Origin of the sequence: Kocuria rosea subsp. polaris, from assembly GCF_001483755.1 — a bacterium.
Classification (GTDB): domain Bacteria; phylum Actinomycetota; class Actinomycetes; order Actinomycetales; family Micrococcaceae; genus Kocuria; species Kocuria cellulosilytica.
In genome coordinates, this window is the sequence record NZ_LQBK01000002.1 from 12,049 (window position 1) to 36,816 (window position 24,768).

Here is a 24,768-nt window from a genome sequence, read left to right on the forward strand (position 1 = left end):
ATTCACGAACTTTGGTTCCCTCGAAACACCACTGCCGATGCTCGATCGAGCTGGATCGTCAATCTCGAATTCTTGTGAATGGCAATGCTGCTGATCTCGGTCCGGAAATGTCTCGACCCGAAACTCGCAGTTTCGGGAAATGCTGACTGACGTGCTTGAACACTGAAGGGGTCGTCCGCTCGGCTAGTCTCTGTCCCGTACAGGGACCCCGAATGGGGGACAATCATTCATCCGGGCGTCAGTCGAAGCGCCCACAAGCCGGAGGAACTCTCGCGTGGAGCCCATGCTCGGACCAGCACCACTTTTCTTGGTGCTGACCGCCGGTCTCGTCGGCGCTGTCGTGGGCTCGTTCTTGCCCCGCGTCGTCCTGCGGTACAGCCCTGTCACGGACGAACCCGCCACTGCGCCCTCTCGTCCACTGCTGGCGGTCGCCACGGCGGCGCTCTTCGTCCTCGTGGCCGCGTTCTTCGGGTTCAGCTGGCAGCTCCCGGCGTATCTGTTCTTCGCCGCGCTCGCCGTGGTGCTCTCGGTGATCGACCTGCGCCACCATCTGCTCCCCAACGCCGTGGTCCTGCCGGCGCTCGGCATCGGCTTCGTGCTCCTCGCGATCGCCGCCACCGGGGAGAACGCCTGGAGCGCGCTGCTGCGCGCTGTGCTGGGCGCCTTCGTGCTGTTCGTCCTCTACCTCGTACTCGCGCTCATCTCGCCGGCCGGGCTCGGCATGGGGGACGTGAAACTCGCCGCGGTGCTGGGGCTGTTCGTCGGCTTCCAGGGCTGGGGGACTCTCTTCGTCGGGGCGGTGCTGGCCTCCGTGGTCGGCATGGTGGTGGGTTTCACCGTGCTGGCGTCCCGTCGCGGCGGCCTGCGCAGCGACGTCCCGTTCGGTCCGTCGATGCTCGCCGGTGCCCTGGTGGCCGTCGTCTGGGGGGAGCTCCTGGCGCGGGAGTACCTGCTGCCGGGTCTCTACTGACGCCGTTCGGGGGACAAGAGCGCGAACCGGAGCTTCCATTCGAATGAATACAGTCGCCCACTAGGCATTACGTCCCTGTTTGACGTCCCCCAAAGTGCATGTGTCTGAATGCTTGTGACTTTGCTGGAGCAAAGTCTATTCTCATTACAGGTCAGTAGCCCGGTACGGGGAGCCTCTCGCAGGCAGTGCTGGAATCAGCTGAAGACCCACTCCACCATTTCTCTGCTTTGCTTAGGAGCTTTCTCATGCTGCCTCTCTTCATCACCCTCCAGACCATCTTCGGTGACGCCAAGGCCCGCCTCTCCGGCGAGGAGAAGGGCGCGACCGCCGTCGAGTACGGCTTGCTGATCGGCCTCGTGGCCATCGTCCTGGTCGGTGCGATCGCTCTGCTCGGCGGTCCGTTCGTGACCATGATGGAGGGCATCATCGCCCAGCTTCCCTGATCTCAGGGCCCACCACGCGCCGCGGCGTCCCCTGCGGGGGCGCCGCGGCGTGGCACGTTCCGGCTCGAAGGAGGGGACCATGAGCCGTTTTCGTTCCGAACGAGGAGCCGTGGCCGTGGAGTTCGCACTCGCCATCCCGCTCCTTTTGACCATACTTCTGGGGATCGTCGAAATGGGGTTCGCGTTCAACTCGCAGATCTCCGTTACACACGCGGCACGCGAGGCCGTGCGGACCATGGCCGTCCAGAACGATGCGGCGGCCGCACGCGCGACGGCCATGGCGGCGTCACCGTCGTTGTTCCCGGCGCTGACTGCCGGGGAGATCACGGTGGCACCCGCCACCTGCACAGCGGGCAGCACTGCCACGGTCACGATCCAGCACAACCACACCTTCGTCACCGGGTTCTTCGGTGCCGGAGTCAACATCCGAGGAACGGCGGCCATGCAATGCGGGGGGTGACTCATCGGTTGCGGCTCGGAGAGCAGGGGGGAATTTCCGTGATCATCGCACTCTCCCTGGTCGTTCTGCTCGGCATCGCAGCTCTGGTCATCGACGTGGGCGCCCTATACGCCGAACGGGCGGAGCTGCAGAACGGAAGCGACGCGGCAGCCCTCGCCATTGCCCAGGACTGTGCGGTCGGCAGCTGCGGTACTCCCAGCACCACTGCACAGAGTTTCGCCAACTCGAACGCCAAGGACAGCGCGGCGAACGTCGACCCGCCGACGTTCCCCACCCCGACCTCGGTCCGGGTCCGAGCGACGACCCGGGACAGCGGTGGGGCCGGCTCTCTCGCGCTCATGTTCGCGCCCCTGCTGGGAATCAACGAGGAGACCGTGTCGGCGACGTCGACCGCCGCGTGGGGCAGCCCGGCCGGTGGGCCGGCTATGCTTCCGCTGGCCTTCGCCAAGTGCGTGATAGACGGCATGCTGGACGGTGGGACCCAAGTAATTCCGACTCACGGATCTGGGACACACCCCTGTTCCAGTGTCAGCCCGTCCGGACAGACATTGCCCGGCGGCTTCTCCTGGCTGAGCACCGCCTCCGGCACGTGCGAGACCGAGATGAGCATCGGGATGGATGTGCTCAGCAGTACAGGTGCGAGCATCCCCGGCACCTGCTCGACGACAGTCCTGAAGCCATCGCTCGTGGGACAGACGGCCATCCTGCCGCTGTACGACGACAAAACCGGGACGGGCAGCGGGGCGACCTACCACATCTACGGATGGGCGACCTTCCGCATCGACGGGTGGCGCTTTCCGGGCAACTCCGTCAACAACACCGGCCCGGGTCCATCGTGCACCGGCAGTTGCAACGGCATCATCGGCGAGTTCATCTCGTTCACCACGCTGGATGACGAGTTCACCTCGGGCGGTCCCGATCTGGGAACGTCGATCATTTCTCTGACCGAGTAGAAAGACAGATTCGTGAAAGTTCGTGTCATCGCCGCCGTCGTGGCAGTGGTCCTCGCTCTGGTCGGAGCCATGCTGGTCTCCGGCTATGTCAGGGCCGCGGACGCGCGTGCCCTCGAGGGTACAGAGACCAAGGATGTCCTTGTGGTCGAGACCGCGGTCGCGGCCGAGACCTCTGTCGAGGAACTCTCCAAGAATCTTCGGAAACAGACACTCCCCGCTTCTGCTGTTCTCGATGATGCGGTCGTGGATCTCAAGGAATATGAGGGCCGTGTGACTTCTGTGGCACTCGCGCCAGGGGAGCAGGTGCTGGGCAGCCGTCTCGTGTCACTCAACTCCCTTCAGGAGCCGGGCCGGGTGGCGGTGCCCAAGGGGCTCCAGGAGGTCACTGTCCAGGTCAACGCAGATCGTGTGGTCGGTGGCCAGCTGAAGGCCGGCGACTTCGTGGGACTCTTCGCATCCTTCGAGAAGGGGCCCGGCGATAAGCCCGCCACCGAGATGGTGTTCCATCGGGTACTGGTCACCAGTGTGCAGGGCGCTCCCGCGGCCGCCGAGACAAGCGAGGAGGAGGGCGCCGCTGACACGCCGCCTGTCCCCGAAGGAGCCATGCTCGTCACACTGGCCCAAGACGGTGCGGATTCGGAGAAGACCGTTTTCGCGGCGGAGTTCGGCACCATCTGGCTGTCCAAGCAGCCGGAGGACGCGAAGTGGAACGACGACGGAGCCAGCATGGAGGACTTCTTCAAATGAGCAGATTTTTACTCGTCACCTCCGATGTGACGTTCGAGCAGCGGGTGCAGACGGCCATTGCAGGCCGCGTCCCCGGTTCGGTCCAGACCGTCTACAACGTGCAGGTCCCGGACACCCCCGATGAACTGCTGCGCCGGGTGGTCGGTGAGTTGCCGGCGGTCCTCCTCCTGGGGCCCGGCGTGGACCCCAGCGACGCACTCCGACTGGCGTCCGTCTTCGACGTCCAGCACCCCGAGATCAGCCTGGTCCTCGTTGCGGAGGCCGATCCTACGCTGGCTATGGCCGCCATGCGTTCGGGCGTCCGGGACATCCTCGAACCGCAGGCAGATGCTGACGTCATTCGTGTGCTGCTCGAACGGGCCTGCCACACCGCCGACAGTCGGCGTCGTGGGCTGGTGCCGGACCCGTCACTGGATGCTGCGCCGTCCCGTCTGGGCGGCCGGGTGATCGCGGTGACCTCGCCGAAGGGCGGGGTCGGCAAGACCACGGTGGCCACCAACCTGGCCATCGGCCTCGGCAAGCTGGCGCCCATGTCCACCGTCCTCGTGGACCTGGATGTGCAGTTCGGGGACGTCGCCGCGGTGCTCAACCTCACGCCCGAGCACACGCTCACCGACGCGGTGACGGGCGCGGCCGCGCAGGACACGATGGTCCTCAAGGCCTTCCTCAGCGTTCATCACGCGTCCATCTACGCGCTCTGCACTCCGGAGTCACCGGCCGAGGCGGATCTGATCAACGCCGGCCAGATCGGGCACATGCTGGAGCAGCTCGCGAGCGAGTTCCAGTTCGTAGTCGTCGACACGGCGCCTGGTCTCGGCGAGCACACGCTCGCTGCGCTGGAGGCGGCGACCGATGTCGTCTTCATCTCGGGCATGGATGTGCCCGGCGTCCGCGGGCTCCGCAAGGAGGTCGACGTCCTCACCGAGCTGCAGATGCTCCCCGGTTCCCGCCACATCGTGGTCAACATGGCGGATCGTGCCAGTGGACTGAGCGTCCAGGACATCGAGGCGACTGTTCGGACCCCGGTGGACGTGGTGGTGCCCCGCTCCAAGGCGGTGACCTACTCCACCAACAAGGGGGAGCCGATCCTGCAAGAGGCATCTCGCGACAAGGCCGCCAAGGCTCTCAACCAGCTCGTGGCCCGCTTCGACCCCGCTCGTTCCACCACGCCCCGCAAGGCCGTGCATCGACGGGCGGTGCTCCAGTGAAGCTCTCGCAACGCCTGGACGCCGCTCGCGGAGTCACAACTCCGCCAGTTCCCGAGCCCGTCCTAGATAACCTAGAGGCAGAGGACGAGACCGAGGACTTCGTGTCGACCTTCGTCGTGGAGACTGGCTCTGCCCCGATAGCGGTGGCCTCTGCGTCCGACGCCCTCGGCGCGCTCAAGGACCGTGTGGCCGAGGCACTGTTCGAGCGCATCGGCAGTCGGCTCAACGATTCAGGACTGACCGAGGCCTCCCTGCAGGTGTACGCCCGGGAGGAGCTCACCCAGATCGTCGACGCCGAGCGGGTGCCGCTCACCACTGAGGAGCGACAGCGCCTGGTCCGGGAAATCAGCGACGACGTGCTCGGTTTCGGGCCGCTGCAACGGTTCCTGGACGACGACTCCGTCACGGAGATCATGGTCAACGGGCCGGACCACATCTTCATCGAGCAGGGCGGTCGGGTCGGCCTCAGCAAAGCCCAGTTCAAGTCCGAGGAGCACCTCCGGCAGGTCATCGAGAAGATCGTCTCCAAGGTGGGACGCCGCATCGACGAGTCCTCGCCGCTGGTGGACGCCCGTCTGGAGGACGGCTCCCGCGTCAACGCCGTCATTCCGCCGCTGGCGGTCAACGGCTCGTCGCTCACCATCCGCAAGTTCGCCGCCGACCCGCTCAAGGTCGCCGACCTCGTGCGGTTCGGGTCGATGTCCCCCGAGATGGCGGAACTGCTGAACGCCTGCGTCAAGGCGCACCTGAACATTCTCATCTCGGGAGGCACGGGCACGGGCAAGACCACCCTGCTCAACGTGATGTCCTCGTTCATTCCGCACGACGAGCGGATCATCACCATTGAGGATGCCGTCGAGCTGCAGCTCCAGCAAGAGCACGTGGTGCGGCTCGAGAGCCGTCCCGCGAACATCGAGGGCAAGGGCGAGATCAGCATCCGCGACCTCGTCAAGAACTCACTGCGCATGCGCCCGGACCGGATCGTCGTGGGTGAGTGCCGTGGTGGCGAGGCGCTCGACATGCTCCAGGCCATGAACACCGGTCATGACGGGTCGCTGTCCACCATCCACGCGAACTCGCCGCGGGACGTCATCGCACGCCTGGAGACGCTCGTGCTCATGGCTGGTATGGACCTTCCCCTGCGTGCTGTGCGTGAACAGATCGCCTCGGCCATCGATGTCGTGGTCCAGCTGACGCGACTGCGCGACGGCACCCGGCGCGTTACCCACATCACCGAGGTGCAGGGCATGGAGGGTGAGATTGTCACTCTTCAGGACGCCTTCGTCTTCGACTACAGCGCTGGCGTGGACGCCAACGGACGGTTCCTGGGCAAGGCGATCCCCACCGGTGTGCGCCCCCGGTTCGTCGACCGCTTCGAGGATTTCGGCATCCATGTCTCGCCCAAGGTCTTCGAGGCACCGCCGGCACCGACACCGGGGAGGGTGCGCTGATGGTCGTCGTGCTCGGAACCGTCCTGTGCCTGGTGGCCGTCCTGCTGCTGCTGTTCATCACCTTCAGCGACTCCACCCCTCGGCTGCCGGTGCACCGTCGACGGCCGCCACGCGTCGACGAGGCTCCGCCGTCCGTGCTCAGTCGCGTCACCGGCATCACCACCAGTGCAATCACCGACACGCTCAACCGCCATGGGTGGACCCGGTCGATCGCGGATGCTCTGGACCGGGCCGGGATCCGCATGTCACCAGCGGACTTCCTGGTGCTCGTCGGCATGGCGGGGTTGGTGGCCGGTCTGCTGGGTTTCCTGACCGGTGGGCCGGTGCTCGCGCTGCTGGCTCTCGTCCTGGCACCGGTGGGAGCGAAGATCTTCCTGTCCGTCGCTGTGGGCCGCCGGCAGAAGGCCTTTGCAGACCAGCTGGACGACACCCTGCAACTTTTCGCGGGCAGCCTCCGCGCCGGCCACAGTCTCCTTCGCGCCGTCGACGCCGTCTCGCGAGAGGCGCAGGCGCCGACAACCGCGGAACTCGCCCGGGTGGTCAACCAGACCCGTCTCGGCCGCGATCTCAACTCGGCCCTCAACGAGACGGCAGAACGGATGGCCAGCGAGGACTTCAGTTGGGTGTCTCAGGCCATCGGCATCCACCGTGAGGTGGGTGGTGACCTCGCCGAGGTGCTCGACCAGGTCGGTCACACCATCCGGGAGCGCAACCAGATCCGACGCCAGGTCAGGGCATTGAGCGCCGAAGGGAAGATGTCCGCCTACATCCTCATCGCCCTTCCCATCATCATTCCCGGAATCATGACCGTGATGAACCCCGCATTCATCCGGCCTCTGTTCGAGAGCGTCATCGGCTACGGCATTCTCTTCCTGGCCTTCACCATGCTGACCGTGGGCGCACTGTGGATGCGCAAGATCGTCAGCTTCAAGTTCTGATCCCGACCGTTCCGTCCGAGTTCCAGGAGAGAATCCGTGGCCCCGACACTCACCCTCGCCGCAGTGGCCTCCGGCGCGGCCCTGGCCCTGGCACTGTGGGCGGTGTTCAGTACCGCCGGCGCCTCCGTCCGTCAGGTACGGGACAACCTGACTCGTGGCTTTGCCGCCGAGGTGACCGCTGCTGGTGGGCCTGTTCGGCCCTCCTTCGGCAGTCTGCAGCGCCTGACGACGGCGAAGGGCGCGGCGCGGCTGGACCGGTTGCACGCCCTCGCCGGGCGACCGGCGGCGTGGCCCCTCTCGCGACTGCTCGTCGCCAAGCCGCTCCTGGCGGGCGTCGGTGCGCTCCTGGGACTGCTTCTCTTGGCCGGCAATGCTGGGGGTCGGATGCTCGCCCTTGCGATCGTGGTCACGGCGGTCGCGTACTTCGTCCCCGACCTGCTTCTCTACAGCCGGGGTATCGAGCGGCAACGGGCCATCGGGCTGGAACTGCCCGACACACTGGACCAGATGATGATCGCGGTCGAGGCCGGCCTCGGTTTCGAGTCCGCGATGTCCCGGGCGGGAGAGAACGGCAAGGGTCCGCTGGCCGAAGAGCTCCAGCGCACCCTCGGAGACATGCGCGTCGGGATGCCCCGCAAGGACGCCTATCTCGCGCTGGAGGAGCGGACCAACGTGCCGGACCTCCGCAGCTTCACCCGCGCCGTTGTCCAGGCCGACGCCTACGGCATCTCGATCAGCTCGGTCCTCCGGACTCAGGCGGCGGAGATGCGCATGAAGCGCAAGCAGCGTGCGGAGGAGCAGGCCATGAAGATCCCCGTGAAGATCACCGTTCCGCTTATGCTGCTCATCCTGCCGGTGCTCCTCCTGATGATCATGGGCCCCGTGGTGCTCACGGCAATGAAGCAGTTCTGACGCAACCGCTACGAGACCTGGCAGACCTACGATGTTCCGGGATCGTGCTCGTCGTTCTTTGGGTGAATAGCCCCATCGCATCAGCGTTATTGCGAAGACACCCACCCGAGCCGTGCCTAGAATTTGCTGATGAGCTACGACCTGCACCTCACCAGAGCTAGTGACTGGTCAGAAGCCCCCGTGCATCCGATCACCTCGATCGAGCTGGTCGCTGCCTGCCACCAGGTGGGCCTTGCTCTCCGTCCAGACGGTGCGGACGCATTCCAGCTGGGGCGTTCCATGTCAGGGGAGGAGGTTGCGGACCTGATCTCAGCCCACGTTGTCGAAGGCCAGATCACTCTTACGCCTTTCCCACCGGATCAGGATGTAGCAGATCGGGTGACGCGACTCGCGGGCATCTTGAATGCTCAGATGCAGGGCGACGACGGTGAAATCTACGAGTGTGCTCCTGTTCTGCGTCCCGGACGCCGACGGCTCTGGCGGCGCCAGTAGCGGACAGGGTCTGCCGGACCGACTCCTGTCTCCGTCATTCCGTCGGAAGCCTGCACTGCCCCGGAGCACGGACAGGCGGAGGTCTGGCCCCCGGGCATGACAAAAGGCCCGAACCCACATCCGTGGGTTCGGGCCTTGCCGATGTCCTGAGACATCACATTGGTCGGGATGACAGGATTTGAACCTGCGACCTCGTCGTCCCGAACGACGCGCGCTACCAAGCTGCGCCACATCCCGTGAAGCGTCCGGCCTCGACCGGAAACAACTGCTTCATCATAGCCATCCCGTCCCGCGCGTGGGAAATCGAGGCCTCGCGGCCGTGTTGCACCGGAGCACGAGATCCTTCCGCGGACCGTTGACCGGGAGGCCGGCCCGTGCTTGCCTGAGCACAGAGCACCGTCGGTTCACGGGAGGGCGTCAGGGGACGTCCGGTCCGGGCAGGCACGGCGCCGTGTCCCGGGGGAGGGGCCGTGGATCGACGAGCGTCCAGCACAGGGCTCGTCCTGGCCGCGCCGGCGGCGGTCCTATTGCTGACCGCCAGTGGCTCCGCCGCGGCCCTTCCGGCAGGGCGCGACGGCGCCGCCACGACGGAGGAGATCACCCGGGCCGTCACCGCCGAGCAGCTGGAGGGCCACCTGCGGGCCTTCCAGGACGCCGCGGACGCCCACGGTGGCAACCGCGCCGTCGGCACCGCCGGCTACCGGGCGAGTGTCGACCACGTCGTCGAGCGGCTGCGGGCCGCCGGCTATCACCCCCGGGTGCAGGTCTTCACGGTCCCGTACGACGACGAGCATGACCACGGGTACGGCGGGGACGCGGCCACGGGCCCTCGTGTCACGTACAACGTCCTGGCGGACACGGCCACGGGGGACCCGGCCGGCACCGTGGATGCTCGGTGCGCACCTGGACAGCGTGCGGGAGAGCCCCGGTCTCAACGACAACGGCTCCGGCGCCGCGGGCGTCCTCGCCGTCGCCGAGGCCCTGGCCGGCACCGACACGCGGAACAGGGTGCGCTTCGCCTGGTGGGGTGCGGAGGAGGTCGACTACAACGGTGCCGACCACTACGTCTCCGACCTCCGGGCCAACGACCCCGCGGCGTTGGACGACATCGCGCTGTACCTGAACCTCGACATGATCGGCTCTCCGAACTACGGGCGCTTCGTCTACGACGGCGACACGTCCGGGGGCGGCCGGCACGACGACTCCGTCGAGGCCCCGGCCGGGTCGGAGGCCATCGAGGTGGCGTTCAGGGGCTACTTCGAGTCCGTGGCGATGGCCGCGGAGGAGGTGCCGCTCGACGACGGGAGCGACCACCTCGTGTTCGCCGAGGCCGGGATCCCCGCGGGCGGGCTCTTCACCGGCGACACGGGCGAGAAGACGCGGCAGCAGGCGGAGCGGTACGGCGGCGAGGCCGGCGCGGACTACGACCCCTGCTACCACTCCGCCTGCGACGACATGGACAACGTCGACCTCCAGGTCCTCGAGGAGATGAGCGACGCCACGGCCGCGGTCGTCCTGGGCTTCGCGTCGTCCACGATCGACGACGGGGCGCCGCTGCGTCCCCCGGACGGGTGGCCTCGCCGCAGCGCGCTCGAGGAGCTCCGGCCGGTGCTCACGGCCCTCGTGGTCCTGGGCGTGGTCGCCGCGGTGGCCGGCGGGGTGGTGGTCGCCGCGCGGCGCGGCGCCCGCGTGCGCCGGTGAGCCCGGGCGACCAGGGCTGTGGGGCGATCAGTGGACAAAAGTTATTGACTGCCCAGTAACCCATTTGTGAGCATAAGCAAATCCGAGTCATCCCTCGATGACTGTGAACCGCGTCACGGCCGGGTCACCTCCCGGCCGCCGCTCACCTGGAGGTTCCATGCCCGTCCGCACGCCCAGTCACTGGATCACCTCGGCCGCCCTGGCCGGCGCCCTGACCCTCACGGCGACCAGTGCCGTCGCGGCCCCCACCCGCGACAACAGCAACAACAACACCACCCACAAGATCACCCAGGCCGTCTCCCAGCAGAAGCTCGTGCAGCACCTGAGCGCCTTCCAAACAATCGCGGAGGCCAACGACGGCAACCGCGCCTCGGGCACCTCCGGCTACCAGGCCAGCGTCGACTACGTCGTCCAGAAGCTGCAGGCCGCCGGCTACACCCCGGAGGTCCAGGAGTTCACCTTCCCGTACTTCCAGGAGGTCAGCCCGGCCACGGTCAGCGCGGACGGCACGCAGCTCGCCGCCGAGGACGTCGCCGTGATGACCTACTCCGGCACCGGATCGGTCACCGCCCCGGTCCAGGCCGTGGACACCGACGGCACCGCGGGCGCCTCGACCAGCGGCTGCGAGGCCGCGGACTTCGCGGACTTCGTGCCGGGCAGCGTCGCCCTGATCCAGCGGGGCGCCTGCTCCTTCGCGGTCAAGGCCGCCAACGCGGAGGCCGCCGGCGCGAGCGCCGTGCTGATCTTCAACAGCGGGGCGCCCGGCAGCGAGGGACTCCTCAACGGCACCCTCGGATCCCCGGAGGCGACCACCCTGACGACGGTGGGGCTCAGCCACCAGGCCGGCGTGGACCTGCTGGACGCCACGGAGGTCACGGTCACCACGGACACCGTCTCGGCGACCCGCACCACCTACAACGTCCTCGCCGAGACCGGCACGGGCGACCCCGGGAACACGGTGGTGGTCGGCGCGCACCTGGACGGCGTGCTCGAGGGCGCCGGCATCAGCGACAACGGCACCGGGTCGGCGGGCATCCTCGCCATCGCGGAGGCCATGGCCAAGACGAAGACCGAGAACAACGTCCGCTTCGCCTGGTGGGGCGCGGAGGAGCTCGGCCTGCTGGGCGCCGAGCACTACGTGGCCGATCTGCAGGCGAACGACCCCGGCGCGCTCGAGGACATCGCGCTGTATCTGAACTTCGACATGATCGGGTCCCCGAACTACGGGCGCTTCGTCTACGACGGCGACGCCTCGACCTTCGACCCCGGTGACACGAACGTCCCCGCGGGCTCCGGTGCGATCGAGGCGGCGTTCCACGAGCACTTCGCCTCCGTGGGGCTGGCCTCGGGCGAGACCGAGTTCAGCGGCCGCAGCGACTACGGGCCCTTCATCGAGGTCGGCGTGCCCTCCGGCGGTCTGTTCACGGGCGCCGAGGGCGTGAAGACCGAGGAGCAGGCCGCGCTGTTCGGCGGCCAGGCGGGCGTCGCCTACGACTCCTGCTACCACTCCGCGTGCGACGACATCACGAACGTCGACCTCCAGGGCATGGAGGAGATGTCCGACGCCGCCGCCGCCGTCGTCCTCCGGTACGCGATGTCCACGCACGACGTCAACGGCGAGGGCGAACCCTACAAGCAGAAGGGCAAGGGCGCCGTCGGCCACCCCAAGGGCCACGACCGCGGCCACGGCCCGCACTCCGAGCACGGTCGCGGCCACGGCCACGGCCACGACAAGGCGGCCGCCTGACGGCTCCCGCGCACGGATGCTCCACGGCCCCGCCCCCGGCAATTCGCGCCGGGGGCGGGGCCGCTCCGTCCGCCACAATCCGTCCGGTCGTTGTGCCGCCGACCGGCAGCTGGGATTCTGTGCACATCGCTCCATCAGCTCGATGAAGCCGCTGTCCGGGTCGAGCCCCCGATCGGCCCCTGCCGAGGGAGATCCCATGCGCCACCGCACCCATCACCACCGGACCGTGGCCGCCGCAGCGGCCTGCACACCGTTCAGCACCGGCGCCGAGCGCGCCGGACTCCCGATCGCCGGCGCCCCGACGAACGACGACGTGGCCGCCGCCGCAGCGCCGACCGCCGCGGAGTGGTCCCGGTGACCGCGGCAGAGGTGCCCTCCGACAAGGTGCTGGAGCACCTCGAGGTGTTCCAGGCCATCGCCAACGCCAACAGCGGCAACCGGGCCTCGGGCACGCCCGGTTACCGGGGCAGCGTGGACTACGTGGTCGGCCGGCTGCGGGCCGCCGGCTACGCGCCGCGGGTGCAGAGCTTCGAGTTCCCCTTCTTCCAGGCGACCGGTCCGGCCACGGTCAGCGCGGGCGGCCGGCAGCTGTCAGCGGAGGACGTCGCGGTCATGACCTACTCCGGCTCCGGCACCGTGACCGCCACGGTGCAGGCCGTGGGGACCGCCGGAGAGCCGGCCGCGAGCACCAGCGGGTGCGAGGCCGGGGACTTCGCCGACTTCGTGCCGGGGAACATCGCGCTGCTCCAGCGGGGCACGTGCGCCTTCGGGACGAAGGCCGCCCACGCGGCGGCCGCCGGTGCTTCCGCGGTGCTGATCTTCAACACGGGTCTGCCCGGGGAGGAGGGCGTGGTCACCGGGACGCTCGGGGCACCGGGGGCGGCGACGATCCCCGTGGTCGGCCTCAGCCACGCCGCCGGCAGGGCGCTGCTCGGCGGGGGCGAGGTGACGGTGAGCACCCAGACCGTCTCGGAGAGCCGGGAGACCTTCAACGTCCTCGCCGAGACGAGCACGGGGGACCCGGAGCGCACGGTCATGGTGGGCGCCCACCTGGACAGCGTCCCGGAGGGACCGGGGATCAACGACAACGCCTCCGGGTCCGCGGGGATCCTGGCCGTCGCCGAGGCGCTCGCGGGCACGGAGACCGCCAACGCCGTGCGCTTCGCCTGGTGGGGTGCCGAGGAGCTCGGCCTGCTCGGGTCCCGGCACTACGTCACGGACCTCAAGGCCAACGACGCCGCGACGCTGGAGAAGGTGGCCCTGTACCTGAACTTCGACATGATCGGCTCCCCGAACCACGGCCGCTTCGTCTACGACGGCGACGCCTCGGCGTTCGGCCCGGAGGACGGCTCGGTGCCCGCCCCGGCGGGATCCGCCGCGATCGAGGCGGCCTTCCACGAGCACTTCGGCTCCGTGGGGCTCGCCTCGGGCGAGACCGAGTTCAGCGGCCGCAGCGACTACGGGCCCTTCATCGAGGTCGGCGTGCCCTCCGGCGGGCTCTTCACCGGCGCCGAGGGGATCAAGACCGTGGAGCAGGCCGCCCTGTTCGGCGGCCGGGCCGGCATCGGCTACGACTTCTGCTACCACGCGGCGTGCGACGACCTCAGCAACATCGACCTCCGGACGCTGGACGAGATGACCGCGGCCGCCTCCGCCGTGGTCCGGCGCTTCGCCGACTCCGCCCTGGACCTCGAGGAGGAGGGGCAGCGGCTGCGCACCGCCGTGGGACCGATCCCGGCCGCCACGGTGGACCAGGGCCACGGCCCGAGCAACGCCGCCGAGGAGCGGCAGGCGCAGTGAAGGGACCGCAGGGAGGAAACCTCCGTGCGGCAGGCCCGGTCCGGGTCCCCGGCCGCGACGAGGCCACCGCCTGACGGCCCCGCCCCGGTGTTCCAGGACCGGGGCGGAGCCGTTCCCTTTCCCAAAAGCGGTCCGGCCATTGTGCCTCTGACCTGGAGCTGAGATCCTGTGCGCAGCGCTCCACCCGTCCGGCGGAGCCGATCACGGACACGGTCGAGCCCCCGATCGGCCCCCGGCCCCGGGAGGACCCATGCCGCACCGCACACCCCGCCGTTGGACCGTGGCCGCCGCCCTGGCCGGGACCCTGGCCTTTGCGGTGCCGAGCGCCGTCGCGGCGCCCCCGGGACCGGACGACGACGCCGGCACGGCCGCCGGGCCCGCCGTGGACGTGCCGCCGGAGCAGGTGCTGGAGCACCTCGAGGTGTTCCAGGCCGTCGCCTACGCCAACAGCGGCAACCGGGCCTCGGGCACGCCCGGCCACCGGGGCAGCGTGGACTACGTGGCCGGCCGGCTGCGGGCCGCCGGCTACGCCCCGCGGGTGCAGGGCTTCGACTTCCCCTTCTTCCAGGAGGTCGTCCCGACGACCGTCGCCGTGCCCGGGCCGGGCGGTGTCCCGCGCACCCTGACCGCCGAGGAGGCGGCCGTGATGGTCTACTCCGGCTCCGGCACGGTGACCGCCCCGGTGCAGGCCGTGGACACCACCGGCGCCCGGGAGGCGAGCACCAGCGGCTGCGAGACCGAGGACTTCGCCGGCTTCACCGCGGGCAACATCGCGCTGCTCCAGCGCGGCACGTGCACCTTCGGCGTGAAGGCCGCCAACGCGCAGGCGGCCGGGGCCTCCGCCGTGCTGATCTTCAACACGGGCCTGCCCGGGGAGGAGGGCGTGGTCGCCGGCACGCTGGGGGAGCCCGGTGCCACGACCCTGCCGGTGGTCGGGCTCAGCCACGCCGCCGGGACCGCCCTGCTGGGCGGGGCCGAGGTGACCGTGACGGCGCAGACGGTCTCCGAGAACCGCCGCACCTTCAACGTCCTCGCCGAGACGAGCACGGGCGACCCCGGGAACACGGTGATGGTCGGCGCCCACCTGGACAGCGTGCCCGAGGGCGCGGGGATCAACGACAACGGCTCGGGCTCCGCGGGGATCCTGGCCGTCGCCGAGGCGCTCGCGGACACGGAGACCGCGAACCGCGTGCGCTTCGCCTGGTGGGGCGCGGAGGAGTTCGGTCTGCGCGGCTCCGAGCACTACGTCGCGGACCTCAAGGCGAACGATCCCGCCGCACTGGAGAGCATCGCGCTGTACCTGAACTTCGACATGATCGGCTCCCCGAACTACGGGCGCTTCGTCTACGACGGCGACCACTCCGCGTTCCCGCCCGTGCAGGGCCCCGAGGGACCCGTCACCGCCCCGGAGGGCTCGGCCGCGATCGAGGCGGCCTTCCACGAGCACTTCGGCTCCGTGGGCCTGGCCTCGGGCGAGACCGAGTTCAGCGGCCGCAGCGACTACGGGCCGTTCATCGCCGAGGGCGTTCCCTCCGGCGGGCTCTTCACCGGCGCCGAGGGGATCAAGACCGCGGAGCAGGCCGCGCTCTTCGGCGGCCGGGCCGGGGTCGCCTACGACTTCTGCTACCACGGCGCGTGCGACGACCTGGCCAACGTCGACGTCCGGGGACTCGACGAGATGACCGACGCGGCGGCCGCCGTGATCACGCGCTTCGCCGCCTCCACCGGAGAGCTCACCGGCACGGACGGGACCGGGCAGCAGCGGGAGGCCCAGCTCCCGCTCGGTCCCGCGACCGTGGACCAGGGCGACGGCCCGCACAGCGCCGCCACGGTGCCGGACGAGCAGTGAGAGCGGCCCGCGCCGTGGTTTTCCTCCGCAACTTCGCTGTCGTCGGGAGCGGCCGGCGTTCCACACTGGAGGGATGACTCCCCTCCGGAACACCTGTGCCGTGCTGACCTGCGCCGTCCTCCTGACGGGCACCGGCCCCGCCGCGGCGGCCGAGGCCCCGGTGGACTCCCCGCAGGAGTGGACGCAGTACCGGCTCACCCCCGAGAAGAACCCCGTGATCGAGACCGACGGCTCGGCGGTCCCCGCCGAGGACGGCTTCGAGCTGCCCGACGAGGTCCGTGCCACGCCCGTGGTCGTGGGGGACCGGCTCTACGTGGGCACCCACGGCAGCGGCACCCTGCACGCCTTCGACCTCGCGACCGGTGAGCAGCTCTGGCAGGCCCAGGCCCCGAACTGGATCCACTCCGAGATGCTCGTCTCCGAGGGCACCGTCTACGTCGGCTACGGGGACCGCGGCCAGGAGCGCGGGGACGGGCTGCGCGGTGACGGCCCCGGCGGGGTGCTCGCGCTGGACGCCGGGACGGGCGAGCAGAAGTGGGCGTATCCCGTGGACGGCCACGTCATGCCGACCCCCGTGCTGCACGACGGCCGGATCCACGCCGCGACCGGGGACCGGCACCTGCACGTGATCGACGCCGCGACGGGGGAGGGGCTCGAGAGGGTGGACGTCGGGGCGGTCATGAGCATGTCCGCCCCGGCCGCCGCCGAGGGCATGCTCTACGCCGGGGCGTTCGACGGCGGGCCGAAGGTGATCGGCTACGACATGGACGCCCGGGAGCTGACCTGGGCCACCGCGATGCCGGACGTCAAGTCGGGCCTCGACGACGTCCCGCCGGCGGTCTCCGAGGGCGTCGTGGTCACGACCTCGCACCGGGACATCGTGCCGGCGCAGCAGCTCGAGCACTGGGCCCACGGACTCTCCGCCGACACCGGCGAGGTGCTCTGGGAGGTGCACCTGGGCGACGGCCCGTTCGTGCCCAACAACAAGTCCGGGGCCCCGGTGATCGCGGACGGCGTGGTCTACGTGGGCAGCCCCACTACCCGGAAGCTCTACGCCCTGGACCTCGAGACGGGCGAGGAGCGGTGGTCCCACGACTCCGGGCCCGTCAAGGCGCCGCCCGTGGTGGTCGACGGGCACGTGGTGTACACGACCACCCAGGGGGAGATCGGCGCCGTCGACACCGGCACGGGGGCGCTCGCGGGCAGCCGGCAGCTCTCCGACGAGCCGCTGGCCCCCGCCGGGCCCGTCGTCGTCGACGACGTGCTGCTGGTGCCCGGCCAGGACGGCAGGGTCCACGCCCTGGACCTCGCCGAGCTGACCGGGGACACCGGCGCGGAGGAGACCCCGGCCGCCGGCGCGGACAGCACGGCGGAGGCGGGCGACGGCGCCGCGGCCGGCACCGGGGACGACGCGGCGGCGGACACCGACGCGGTGGGCGGAGGAGCGCTCGGCCCGGCGGTCGCGGGTCTGCTCGCCGTCGGCCTGCTCGGTGCGCTGGCGGTCCTCCTCGTGCGCCGCCGCCGCGGCCCCGCGACAGATTGATCACCCGCCCGGCGGGTGGAAGGGTGGGGCCATGACTGCTCCCCGGACCCCCGACCCCTCCGCGCCGGCACGGCGCGGCGTCCTGTTCGACGTCGACGGCACCCTCATCGACTCGAGCTACCTGCACACCGTCGCCTGGTGGCACGCCTTCAACCAGGCCGGCCACGACGTCCCCATGCACCGCATCCACCGGCTCATCGGCATGGGCTCGGAGCAGCTGATCGACGAGCTGCTGCCCGCCGACCGGGACCGGGACGAGGACGACGCCATCGGCGCCGCCCACGGGGCCCTGTTCTCCGTGCACTGGCCGGGGCTCAAGCCCACCCGGGGCGCCGCGGAGCTGCTGCGCCGCTGCGCCGACGCCGGCCTCGTGGTGGTGCTGGCGTCGTCGTCGAACGTCACCGAGGTCGCCGCCATGCGGGAGGCCCTCGGCTCCGACGACCTGCTCGCGGCGGTCACCACCGCCACCGACGCCGAGCAGAGCAAGCCCGCCCCCGACATCTTCGCCGCGGCGCTGGAGGCGGGGAACCTGCGCCCCGAGGACGCGATCGTGGTGGGGGACGCCCGCTGGGACGTCGAGTCCGCGTGGCAGCTCGGCCTCGACGCCGTGTGCCTGACGAGCGGCGGGATCAGCGAGACGGAGCTGCGCGAGGCCGGGGCCGTGGCCGTCTACGCGGACCCGCAGGCCCTGCTGGACGACTTCGAGAACAGCCCCCTGGGCCGGCTCGCCGACAACGGCTGAGCCGGCGCCGGCCTCAGAGCCGGACCACCATCTTCCCGGTGTTGGCGCCGGCGAGCAGGTCGATGAACGCCTGCGGGGCGTCGTCGAGGCCCTCGCGGACGGTCTCGTCCCAGACGATCTCGCCGGCGGCCAGCCAGCCGGCCATCCTCTCGCGGAACTCCGGGCCCAGGTCCTGGTGACCGCTCACCAGGAAGCCCTGCAGGCTCAGCTGCTTGCCGATCGCCAGCGCCAGGTTGCGCGGCGCGGCCGGGGGCTCGGTCGCGTTGTACTGCGAGATCGCCCCGCACAGGCACACCCGGCCGTGGGTGTTCAGCGCGGAGATCGCGGCTTCCAGGTGCTCGCCGCCCACGTTGTCGAAGTACACGTCGATGCCCTCGGGCGCCGCGCGCCGCAGCTGGGGGAGGACCGGGCCGTCGTGGTAGTCGAAGGCGGCGTCGAAGCCGAGCTCCAGCAGGCGGGCGACCTTCTCCGGCGAGCCGGCGCTGCCCACCACGCGCTCGGCCCCGCTGAGCCGTGCGATCTGGCCGACCAGCGAGCCGACGGCCCCGGCGGCGCCGGAGACGAACACCGTGTCCCCGGGCCGGAACCGCGCGGCCGCCATGAGCCCGGCGTACGCCGTGAGCCCCGGCATGCCGAGCACCCCGAGGTAGGCGGAACCGGGGGCCAGCGCGGGGTCCACCACGGTGGCGGAGCCGGCGTCGAGCAGCGCGTGCTCGCGCCACCCGGCCCCGTGCAGCACCGTGGCGCCCACGGGCAGCTCGGGGGCGGACGAGGCGACGACCTCGCCCACGGCGCCGCCGTCGAGCGGGCGGTCCACCTGGAACGGCGGGACGTAGGACTTCACGTCGTTCATCCGGCCGCGCATGTACGGGTCCACGGACATCCAGCGGTTGGCGACCACGACCTGCCCGGGGCCGGGCTCGGGCAGTGCGACCTCCTCGAGCCGGAAGTTCTCGGGCACGGGGGCGCCGTCGGGGCGGGAGGCGAGCACGATCTGGCGGGTGCTGGTGGGCGGGGTCATCGGTTCTCCTGAGGGGACGAGAGGTGCGGGGAAGAAAGGGGGACGGGGGATCAGTCCTCGGCGACGGTCACGCGGACGTCGACGTTGCCGCGGGTGGCGTTCGAGTACGGGCACACCTGGTGGGCCCTCTCGGCCAGCGACTGCGCGGTGTCCTGGTCGAGGTCGGGGAGCACGACCTCCAGGGTGACCTCGAGGCCGAAGCCGCCCTGGCCGTTGCCGCCGATGCCCACGCGGGCGCCGACGCTGGAGTCGCCGAGCCGGACCTTCTCCTGCCGGGCCACCATCTGCAGGGCGGAGTGGAAGCACGCCGCGTAGCCGGCGGCGAAGAGCTGCTCGGGGTTCGCGCCGTCCCCGGAGCCGCCCATCTCCTGCGGGACGGCCAGGCCCAGGTCGATCCGGCCGTCGGTGGTGCGGGTGCGGCCGTTGCGGCCGGAGCCGGTGGCGAGGGCCTCGGCGGTGTAGACGGTGTCCATGCTGGTCACTCCTGGATGTCGGTGCTGTGGGTACGAGTGGTGGTCGTGCTGTCCTCGTCGGCGGGGGCGCCGATCCTGCGGGCCAGATCGCGCAGCGTCGTCATCTCGGCGGCGGTCAGCCCCGAGGCCTCCAGGACCCGCCGCTGCACGGCCGGGGCGCGCTCGCGCAACCGGTGGCCGGCCGGGGTGAGGTGGACGGTGACCCGCCGTTCGTCGTCGTGGCCCCGGCGGCGCTCGAGCAGGCCGCCGGTCTCCATCCGCTTCAGCAGCGGGGAGAGGGTGCCGCTGTCCAGGCGCAGGCGGGAGCCGAGCGCCGAGACGGTCTGGCCGTCCTCCTCCCACAGCGCGAGCAGCGCGAGGTACTGCGGATAGGTCAGGCCGAGCTCCGCCAGCGGCTCGCGGTAGGCCGCGGTCGTGGCCCGGGAGGCGGCGTAGAGCGCGAAGCACAGCTGCGCGTCGAGCCGGAGGTCTGCGTCCATGCCCTCATGGTGGCACAGCTTTCAGTTGGGCACAACTTGGTTGGGCACAACCTACCGAAGGGGGCGGTCAGCGGGTCGCCTCCTCCAGGTGCTCGAGCACGTGCCGGTACGGGTGCCCGGTGGCCTCCGTCAGGCCCTGCTCGCACGTGCGGTTGAGCGACGCGTAGGCGTCGAAGCGGCGCCCGGTCACCTCACGGGCCTCCGCGGCGGTGGCCGAGGCCGTGAGCTCGGGGTGCAGCATGCCGCGGTCCCCGGCGTAGCCGCAGCAGCCCCAGTCCGCCGGCACCACCACGTCGCCGCTGATCGCCCGGGCCAGGGTCTCGAAGGCACCGGTGGCGCCCAGGTGCACGCTCGAGCACGTGGGGTGCAGGGCCATCGACCCGATCGGCCGGCTCACGGTCAGCCGCCCCAGCACCCGGTCCGCCACGAACTCCACCGCGTCCACGAACCGCAGCGCGTGGTACTCGCTGGACGCCGCCGCCAGCTCGGCCATGGTCTCCAGGCCCTCGGTGCAGGACGCGGCGTCGCAGACGACCGGCAGCTCGCCCTGGCGGGTCGCGGCCCACAGCCCCGCCAGCGTCCGCTCCGACATCGTGGCGTACCCCGTGGGCAGGCCCTTGGACTTCCACGGCGTCCCGCAGCACAGGTTCCCGATGCCCTCGGGGACCGTCACATGCACTCCCGCGCGGTCGCACAGGGCGAGGAACGCCTCGGAGGCGGTCAGGGCCTCGCCGTCCCCGGACCGGGCGGCCGTGCCGAACATCGCGTTGATGCACGCCGGGAAGAACACGGCCTCCGCGGCCGGGTCCTGCCGCCGCGGACGGGGCGGGCCGCCGGCGGGCAGTGCGTCCTTGTACTGCGGCACGTGCTCGGCGCCCAGCACGGCCCGGGCCGCGGCGGTCGCGGTGGCCGGCAGCACGGTGGGCAGGGCCTTGGCGGCGGTCAGGCCGAGGCCCGCCCCCGTCGTCGTCGCCCCCCACGCCCGCGCCGCCGCGCCCCAGCCGGCGTCCGCGACCCGGCTGTGGTCCTCGGCGCGCAGCCGGCGCACGAGGTCCCCCGTGTTGATCAGCACGGGGCAGGCCGTCACGCACATCCCGTCCACCGCGCAGGTCTGCAGGCCCTCGTAGTCGTACTCGGTGCGCAGCCGGGCGGCGAGCTCGGCGTCCCCGCGCTCCTCGGCCGCCGCGATCTCCCGGCGGCCCACGATGCGCTGCCGCGGCGTGAGGGTGAGGTCCTTCGAGGGACAGACCGGCTCGCAGTAGCCGCACTCCACGCACCGGTCCACCTCCTGCTCCACCGTGGGGGCGGTCTTGAGGTCCCGCACGTAGACGGCGGGGTCCTCGTTGAGCAGCACGCCCGGGTTCAGCAGCGCGCCCGGGTCCACGAGCCGCTTGAGCGCCACCATGACGCCGTGGAGCTCGTCCCCGTACTGCCGTCGCACGAACGGCGCCATGTTGCGCCCCGTGCCGTGCTCGGCCTTGAGCGAGCCGTGGTGGTCGAGGACCAGGGCCACCATGTCCTCGGTGAAGCGCTCGTAGCGGGCCAGCAGGTCCGGGCGGTCGAACTGCTCGTTGAGCATGAAGTGCACGTTGCCGTCCTTGGCGTGCCCGAAGATCACGGAGTCCCGGTAGCCGTGGGCGTCGAAGAGCTCCGTGAGCTGCTCGCACGTCTCGCCGAGCTCCGCGACGGGGACGACGACGTCCTCGAGCAGCGCGTTCGACCCGCTCGGCCGGGCCCCCGCCACCGTGGTGTAGAGGCCCTTGCGCACGGTCCACAGCGCGGCGCGCGCGGACCGGTCGTCCGTCAGGGCGGGCGGCGCCGCGAGGTCCAGGGTGCGGAACAGCTGCGCGGCGCCCGCGGAGAGCTCCTGCTCCTCCTCGCGCGTGCGGCCCTGGTACTCGACGAGCAGCGCGGCGTGGCCGCGGACGTCGACGTCCAGGATCTGCGCCGGGGCCAGGCCCGTGCGCTGGGAGACCTTCAGGGACGTGGCGTCGAGCAGCTCGACCGTGGCGGAGCGGGCCGCCACCAGCGCGGGGACGGTCCGGGTGGCCGCGGCGAGGTCCGGGAACACCAGCAGCCCGGTGGCGGCGAACGGCAGGATCTCCACCGTGCGGAAGACGGCCTCGGCCACGAAGCCCAGGGTGCCCTCGCTGCCGACCATCAGGTGCTCGAGGATCCGCGCCGGCTCGTCGTGGTCCAGGAAGGAGTTGAGGCCGTAGCCCATGGTGTTCTTCATCGAGAACTGCCGCTGGACCGTGCGCACCGAGCCGGGGTTGCCGCGCACCCGGTCCCGCAGCCGCAGCAGGCCCTCGTGCAGACCGGGCTCGAGCTCCCGCAGCCGCCGATCGGCGTCGGGGTCCGCGGTGTCCACCCGGGTTCCGGAGGGCAGGACGAACACCATGGACTCGAGCGTCCGGTACGTGTTCGCCTCGGTCCCGCACGCCATGCCCGAGGAGTTGTTGGCCACCACGCCGCCGATCGTGCACGCGGCCTCGCTCGCCGGGTCCGGCCCCAGCCGGCGCCCGTGCGGGGCCAGCCGGGCGTTGACCTGCCGGACCGTGGCCCCCGGCTGGACGCGGACCCGCCGGCCGCCGTCCAGCACCTCGATCTCCCGGAAGTTCCGGCGGACGTCGACCAGCACCTGGTCCGTCACGGACTGCCCGGACAGCGAGGTCCCGCCGGAGCGGAAGGTCAGGCCCAGGCCGTGGCGGGCCGCCGTCCGGAAGAGCCCGCCCATGTCCGCGGCCGAGCGCGGGCGCACCACGGCGGCGGGCTGGAGCAGGTAGTGCGAGGCGTCGTGGGCCAGGGCGCGGTGCTCGAGCTCCGAGGTCACCACTGCGTCGCGGCCGCAGCTGCTCCGGAGCTCCTCCAGCAGCTCCGCGGGAACGGGGGCGGGGTCGGGGGAGCGGCGGGTGCTCGGGGCGGTCATGGGGTCTCCTGACGGGGAGTCGGTGCGGCCGGTGTGGTCCGTGCCACATCTTATGGTAGGACCTCAGGTCCGCGCGCGGCTCCCGTCCGGCGGAACCGCCCGCGACCACGCCCCCCGCCCCGCACGGGGGCGGGGGGATTGTGGGCGGCGCCGATATGGGGGAAGCTCGGGCCACGGGCCGGAGCGCCCTGGAACCGACTCCCGGAGGAGACCACCATGGACCCCATCTGCCCCTCCTGCGGCGGACCCCTGCGCCAGATCCCTGAGGACCAGTGGCCCGAGGGCGGGCCCGTCCCCGAGGGGACGGTCGAGATGTACCTGTGCGACGAGACCAACCACCGGATCATCGTGGCGGTCCCCGAGATCTCCGGGTGAACCGCCCGGAGCCGGACGTCCGGAGGGTCGTGGTGGTGCACGGCTACGACGCCGCGCCCGACCAGCACTGGTTCCCGTGGCTGCGCGACCGGCTGACCGCCGAGGGCGTGCGGACGGACGTCGTGGAGCTCCCGGAGCCGTCCTTCCCGGAGGCCGGGGCGTGGCTGGCCGCCGTGGCGCGCGCGGTGGGGGTGCCGGACCGGCACACCCACCTGGTCGGTCACAGCCTCGGCTGCGTCACCCTCCTGCGCCACCTCGCCGGCCTGCCCCGGCCCTGGGAGCTGGGCGGGCTGGTGCTCGTGGCCGGCTTCACGGGACCGCTCGGGTCCGTGCCGCTGCTGGACGGGTTCCTCGCCGAGGACGTGGACGTCTCCGCGGTGCGCGCGCACGCCCGGCGCCGGCTGGTGCTGCGCTCCGACGACGACCCGACCGTGCCGGCGGCCGCCACCGAGGCACTCGCCGAGCGCCTCGGCGCCCCCGTGCGGGTGGTGCCCGGGGCCGGGCACTTCTGCGGCTCCGACGGCGTCACCCGCCTGCCCGCCGTGCTCGACGCCCTGGTGCCGCGCGGCGGTCCCGGGGCCGCGGCGCGCGCGGAGACCGGGGGCCCGCTCAGTCCGTGAGCGTCAGCAGCACGGCCTCCGGCGGGCAGAACAGCCGGATCGGGGCGAAGCGGGACGTGCCCAGCCCCGCCGAGACGTTGACCGGCACCCCGCCCTGGGTGATGAGCCCCTTGCAGCGCTCCGGCTCGAGGTCGCAGTTGCTGACCAGCGCCCGCCCGCCCGGCAGGCAGACCTGCCCGCCGTGCGTGTGCCCCGCCAGCACCAGCTGCGCGCCGTCCGCCGCGAAGCGGTCCAGGGTCCGCAGGTAGGGGGCGTGGGCCACCCCGAGGCGCAGGTCCGCCGTCGCGGGGTCCCCGAAGCCGGGGTGCCGGTCGTAGCCCAGGTGCGGGTCGTCCACCCCGGAGAGGTCCAGGGTCAGGCCCGCGACCTCCATCCGCGCGGCGCGGTTGATCAGCGGCGTCCAGCCGGCGGCGTCGAACGCGTCGTGCATGTCCTGGGTGGGCAGCCGGGGCGCCTCGTCCCGCCCCTCCCCGGAGGTGTCGCGCCACAGGTAGCGGAACGGGTTCTTGGGCCGCGGCGCGAAGTAGCAGTTGGACCCGGGAACGTAGGCCCCGGGGAAGCGGAACAGCGGCTCGAGGACGTCCAGCAGCCACGGCAGGGCCCCGGGGTGGGAGAGGTTGTCCCCGGTGTCCACCACGAGGTCCGGCTCCAGGTCCGCGAGCGAGTGCACGAACCGGCGCACCGCGCGCTGGCCCGGCCACACGTGCAGGTCGGACAGGTGCAGGATCCGCAGCGGCGCGCTGCCCTGGGGCAGCAGCCGGAGCCGCTCCGTGCGCAGCTGGAAGCGGCGGCGTTCGACGACGACGCCCCACGCGCCGAGGCCCGCCGCCGTGGCGGCACCGGCGGCCGTCACGGCGGCGGCGGTCCGCAGGGCGGGCGCGGGCGTGCTCCGGGGGGTGTGCACGGGATCCATCG

24 protein-coding genes and 1 tRNA gene are annotated in these 24,768 nt (G+C 71.3%); 19 read left to right on the forward strand and 6 right to left on the reverse strand.

The features are described 5' to 3' along the window. Nucleotides 1-283: 283 nt before the first annotated feature. The 10 genes from AVL61_RS00240 (at nt 284) to AVL61_RS17690 (ending at nt 8,574) form a co-directional block, all read left to right on the forward strand. On the forward strand, nt 284-970 hold the full coding sequence (locus tag AVL61_RS00240) for a prepilin peptidase (protein ID WP_231738238.1): 687 nt from the start codon (nt 284-286) through the stop codon (nt 968-970). Between the two features lie 245 nt (nt 971-1,215). After that, nucleotides 1,216-1,413 (forward strand): Flp family type IVb pilin, encoded by a 198-nt coding sequence (locus AVL61_RS00245; RefSeq protein WP_058872373.1) that lies wholly within the window; start codon nt 1,216-1,218, stop codon nt 1,411-1,413. Between the two features lie 79 nt (nt 1,414-1,492). Beyond that, complete coding sequence (locus tag AVL61_RS00250) at nt 1,493-1,873, forward strand: TadE/TadG family type IV pilus assembly protein (RefSeq protein WP_058872374.1); 381 nt, start codon at nt 1,493-1,495, stop codon at nt 1,871-1,873. A gap of 38 nt (nt 1,874-1,911) precedes the next feature. Beyond that, a complete protein-coding gene (locus AVL61_RS00255) occupies nt 1,912-2,826 on the forward strand; it encodes a Tad domain-containing protein (protein WP_231738217.1) in 915 nt (304 codons plus the stop codon). A gap of 12 nt (nt 2,827-2,838) precedes the next feature. Then, the gene (gene cpaB, locus AVL61_RS00260; RefSeq protein WP_058872376.1) at nt 2,839-3,573 is read left to right on the forward strand and encodes a Flp pilus assembly protein CpaB; all 735 of its coding nucleotides are present in this window, start codon (nt 2,839-2,841) and stop codon (nt 3,571-3,573) included. After that, a complete protein-coding gene (locus AVL61_RS00265; protein ID WP_058872377.1) occupies nt 3,570-4,781 on the forward strand; it encodes a CpaE/TadZ family protein in 1,212 nt (403 codons plus the stop codon). The genes cpaB and AVL61_RS00265 overlap by 4 nt, the downstream gene beginning before the upstream one ends. Continuing rightward, nucleotides 4,778-6,232, forward strand: a complete 1,455-nt coding sequence (locus tag AVL61_RS00270) for a TadA family conjugal transfer-associated ATPase (protein ID WP_082696860.1) — start codon at nt 4,778-4,780, stop codon at nt 6,230-6,232. The genes AVL61_RS00265 and AVL61_RS00270 overlap by 4 nt, the downstream gene beginning before the upstream one ends. Beyond that, nucleotides 6,232-7,170, forward strand: a complete 939-nt coding sequence (locus tag AVL61_RS00275) for a type II secretion system F family protein (RefSeq protein ID WP_058872379.1) — start codon at nt 6,232-6,234, stop codon at nt 7,168-7,170. The genes AVL61_RS00270 and AVL61_RS00275 overlap by 1 nt, the downstream gene beginning before the upstream one ends. A 36-nt stretch (nt 7,171-7,206) precedes the next feature. Beyond that, the gene (locus AVL61_RS00280; RefSeq protein WP_058872380.1) at nt 7,207-8,082 is read left to right on the forward strand and encodes a type II secretion system F family protein; all 876 of its coding nucleotides are present in this window, start codon (nt 7,207-7,209) and stop codon (nt 8,080-8,082) included. A gap of 129 nt (nt 8,083-8,211) precedes the next feature. Further along, nucleotides 8,212-8,574, forward strand: a complete 363-nt coding sequence (locus AVL61_RS17690; RefSeq protein ID WP_157571233.1) for a hypothetical protein — start codon at nt 8,212-8,214, stop codon at nt 8,572-8,574. Nucleotides 8,575-8,734: 160 nt separating this feature from the next. Here the strand turns inward: AVL61_RS17690 and AVL61_RS00285 are convergent. Next, a tRNA-Pro gene (locus tag AVL61_RS00285) sits at nt 8,735-8,811 on the reverse strand. Nucleotides 8,812-9,486: 675 nt separating this feature from the next. On the opposite strand from AVL61_RS00285, the gene AVL61_RS00295 reads away from it, so the two are divergent. The 7 genes from AVL61_RS00295 (at nt 9,487) to AVL61_RS00320 (ending at nt 17,956) form a co-directional block, all read left to right on the forward strand. Continuing rightward, nucleotides 9,487-10,275, forward strand: coding sequence for a M28 family peptidase (locus AVL61_RS00295; protein ID WP_231738218.1), 789 nt, complete (start codon nt 9,487-9,489; stop codon nt 10,273-10,275). A gap of 157 nt (nt 10,276-10,432) precedes the next feature. Beyond that, the gene (locus tag AVL61_RS00300) at nt 10,433-12,022 is read left to right on the forward strand and encodes a M20/M25/M40 family metallo-hydrolase (protein ID WP_058872383.1); all 1,590 of its coding nucleotides are present in this window, start codon (nt 10,433-10,435) and stop codon (nt 12,020-12,022) included. A gap of 196 nt (nt 12,023-12,218) precedes the next feature. After that, the gene (locus AVL61_RS17695) at nt 12,219-12,380 is read left to right on the forward strand and encodes a hypothetical protein (protein WP_157571234.1); all 162 of its coding nucleotides are present in this window, start codon (nt 12,219-12,221) and stop codon (nt 12,378-12,380) included. Then, nucleotides 12,377-13,822, forward strand: coding sequence for a M28 family peptidase (locus AVL61_RS00305; RefSeq protein ID WP_231738219.1), 1,446 nt, complete (start codon nt 12,377-12,379; stop codon nt 13,820-13,822). The genes AVL61_RS17695 and AVL61_RS00305 overlap by 4 nt, the downstream gene beginning before the upstream one ends. A gap of 250 nt (nt 13,823-14,072) precedes the next feature. Further along, nucleotides 14,073-15,671: a M28 family peptidase gene (locus AVL61_RS00310; RefSeq protein WP_082696862.1), complete on the forward strand. Its 1,599-nt coding sequence runs from the start codon at nt 14,073-14,075 to the stop codon at nt 15,669-15,671. A 73-nt stretch (nt 15,672-15,744) separates the two neighbouring features. Next, nucleotides 15,745-17,214, forward strand: a complete 1,470-nt coding sequence (locus AVL61_RS00315) for an outer membrane protein assembly factor BamB family protein (protein ID WP_058872385.1) — start codon at nt 15,745-15,747, stop codon at nt 17,212-17,214. A 31-nt stretch (nt 17,215-17,245) separates the two neighbouring features. Next, nucleotides 17,246-17,956 carry an HAD family hydrolase gene (locus AVL61_RS00320; protein ID WP_058872386.1) on the forward strand — a complete coding sequence of 237 codons (711 nt, stop codon included), beginning with the start codon at nt 17,246-17,248 and terminating at the stop codon, nt 17,954-17,956. Between the two features lie 13 nt (nt 17,957-17,969). Here the strand turns inward: AVL61_RS00320 and AVL61_RS00325 are convergent, their stop codons facing one another. From AVL61_RS00325 to AVL61_RS00340, 4 genes are all read right to left on the reverse strand, one after another. Further along, the gene (locus AVL61_RS00325; RefSeq protein ID WP_058872387.1) at nt 17,970-18,977 is read right to left on the reverse strand and encodes an NADP-dependent oxidoreductase; all 1,008 of its coding nucleotides are present in this window, start codon (nt 18,975-18,977) and stop codon (nt 17,970-17,972) included. A gap of 50 nt (nt 18,978-19,027) precedes the next feature. After that, nucleotides 19,028-19,450, reverse strand: coding sequence for an organic hydroperoxide resistance protein (locus AVL61_RS00330; protein ID WP_058872388.1), 423 nt, complete (start codon nt 19,448-19,450; stop codon nt 19,028-19,030). Between the two features lie 5 nt (nt 19,451-19,455). Beyond that, complete coding sequence (locus AVL61_RS00335; protein WP_058872389.1) at nt 19,456-19,929, reverse strand: MarR family winged helix-turn-helix transcriptional regulator; 474 nt, start codon at nt 19,927-19,929, stop codon at nt 19,456-19,458. A 67-nt stretch (nt 19,930-19,996) separates the two neighbouring features. Next, the gene (locus tag AVL61_RS00340; RefSeq protein WP_058872390.1) at nt 19,997-22,858 is read right to left on the reverse strand and encodes an FAD-binding and (Fe-S)-binding domain-containing protein; all 2,862 of its coding nucleotides are present in this window, start codon (nt 22,856-22,858) and stop codon (nt 19,997-19,999) included. A gap of 216 nt (nt 22,859-23,074) precedes the next feature. On the opposite strand from AVL61_RS00340, the gene AVL61_RS18100 reads away from it, so the two are divergent. Continuing rightward, nucleotides 23,075-23,233, forward strand: a complete 159-nt coding sequence (locus AVL61_RS18100; RefSeq protein ID WP_197412603.1) for a hypothetical protein — start codon at nt 23,075-23,077, stop codon at nt 23,231-23,233. Beyond that, nucleotides 23,230-23,853 (forward strand): RBBP9/YdeN family alpha/beta hydrolase, encoded by a 624-nt coding sequence (locus AVL61_RS00345; RefSeq protein WP_058872391.1) that lies wholly within the window; start codon nt 23,230-23,232, stop codon nt 23,851-23,853. The genes AVL61_RS18100 and AVL61_RS00345 overlap by 4 nt, the downstream gene beginning before the upstream one ends. Here the strand turns inward: AVL61_RS00345 and AVL61_RS00350 are convergent. After that, nucleotides 23,843-24,766 carry a metallophosphoesterase gene (locus AVL61_RS00350; RefSeq protein ID WP_058872392.1) on the reverse strand — a complete coding sequence of 308 codons (924 nt, stop codon included), beginning with the start codon at nt 24,764-24,766 and terminating at the stop codon, nt 23,843-23,845. The two genes, AVL61_RS00345 and AVL61_RS00350, sit on opposite strands and share 11 nt — an antisense overlap. Nucleotides 24,767-24,768 lie beyond the last annotated feature (2 nt).

Excerpts from the sequence above, each read along its gene's own strand:
- AVL61_RS17690 (WP_157571233.1), top strand. The coding sequence starts at position 8,212 with ATGAGCTACGACCTGCACCTCACCAGAGCTAGTGACTGGTCAGAAGCC.
- AVL61_RS00335 (WP_058872389.1), bottom strand. The coding sequence starts at position 19,929 with ATGGACGCAGACCTCCGGCTCGACGCGCAGCTGTGCTTCGCGCTCTAC.
- AVL61_RS00265 (WP_058872377.1), top strand. The coding sequence starts at position 3,570 with ATGAGCAGATTTTTACTCGTCACCTCCGATGTGACGTTCGAGCAGCGG.
- AVL61_RS00320 (WP_058872386.1), top strand. The coding sequence starts at position 17,246 with ATGACTGCTCCCCGGACCCCCGACCCCTCCGCGCCGGCACGGCGCGGC.
- AVL61_RS00300 (WP_058872383.1), top strand. The coding sequence starts at position 10,433 with ATGCCCGTCCGCACGCCCAGTCACTGGATCACCTCGGCCGCCCTGGCC.
- AVL61_RS00310 (WP_082696862.1), top strand. The coding sequence starts at position 14,073 with ATGCCGCACCGCACACCCCGCCGTTGGACCGTGGCCGCCGCCCTGGCC.
- AVL61_RS00250 (WP_058872374.1), top strand. The coding sequence starts at position 1,493 with ATGAGCCGTTTTCGTTCCGAACGAGGAGCCGTGGCCGTGGAGTTCGCA.
- AVL61_RS18100 (WP_197412603.1), top strand. The coding sequence starts at position 23,075 with ATGGACCCCATCTGCCCCTCCTGCGGCGGACCCCTGCGCCAGATCCCT.
- AVL61_RS00275 (WP_058872379.1), top strand. The coding sequence starts at position 6,232 with ATGGTCGTCGTGCTCGGAACCGTCCTGTGCCTGGTGGCCGTCCTGCTG.
- AVL61_RS00350 (WP_058872392.1), bottom strand. The coding sequence starts at position 24,766 with ATGGATCCCGTGCACACCCCCCGGAGCACGCCCGCGCCCGCCCTGCGG.
- AVL61_RS00340 (WP_058872390.1), bottom strand. The coding sequence starts at position 22,858 with ATGACCGCCCCGAGCACCCGCCGCTCCCCCGACCCCGCCCCCGTTCCC.
- AVL61_RS00315 (WP_058872385.1), top strand. The coding sequence starts at position 15,745 with ATGACTCCCCTCCGGAACACCTGTGCCGTGCTGACCTGCGCCGTCCTC.
- AVL61_RS00245 (WP_058872373.1), top strand. The coding sequence starts at position 1,216 with ATGCTGCCTCTCTTCATCACCCTCCAGACCATCTTCGGTGACGCCAAG.
- AVL61_RS00330 (WP_058872388.1), bottom strand. The coding sequence starts at position 19,450 with ATGGACACCGTCTACACCGCCGAGGCCCTCGCCACCGGCTCCGGCCGC.
- AVL61_RS17695 (WP_157571234.1), top strand. The coding sequence starts at position 12,219 with ATGCGCCACCGCACCCATCACCACCGGACCGTGGCCGCCGCAGCGGCC.
- AVL61_RS00240 (WP_231738238.1), top strand. The coding sequence starts at position 284 with ATGCTCGGACCAGCACCACTTTTCTTGGTGCTGACCGCCGGTCTCGTC.
- AVL61_RS00325 (WP_058872387.1), bottom strand. The coding sequence starts at position 18,977 with ATGACCCCGCCCACCAGCACCCGCCAGATCGTGCTCGCCTCCCGCCCC.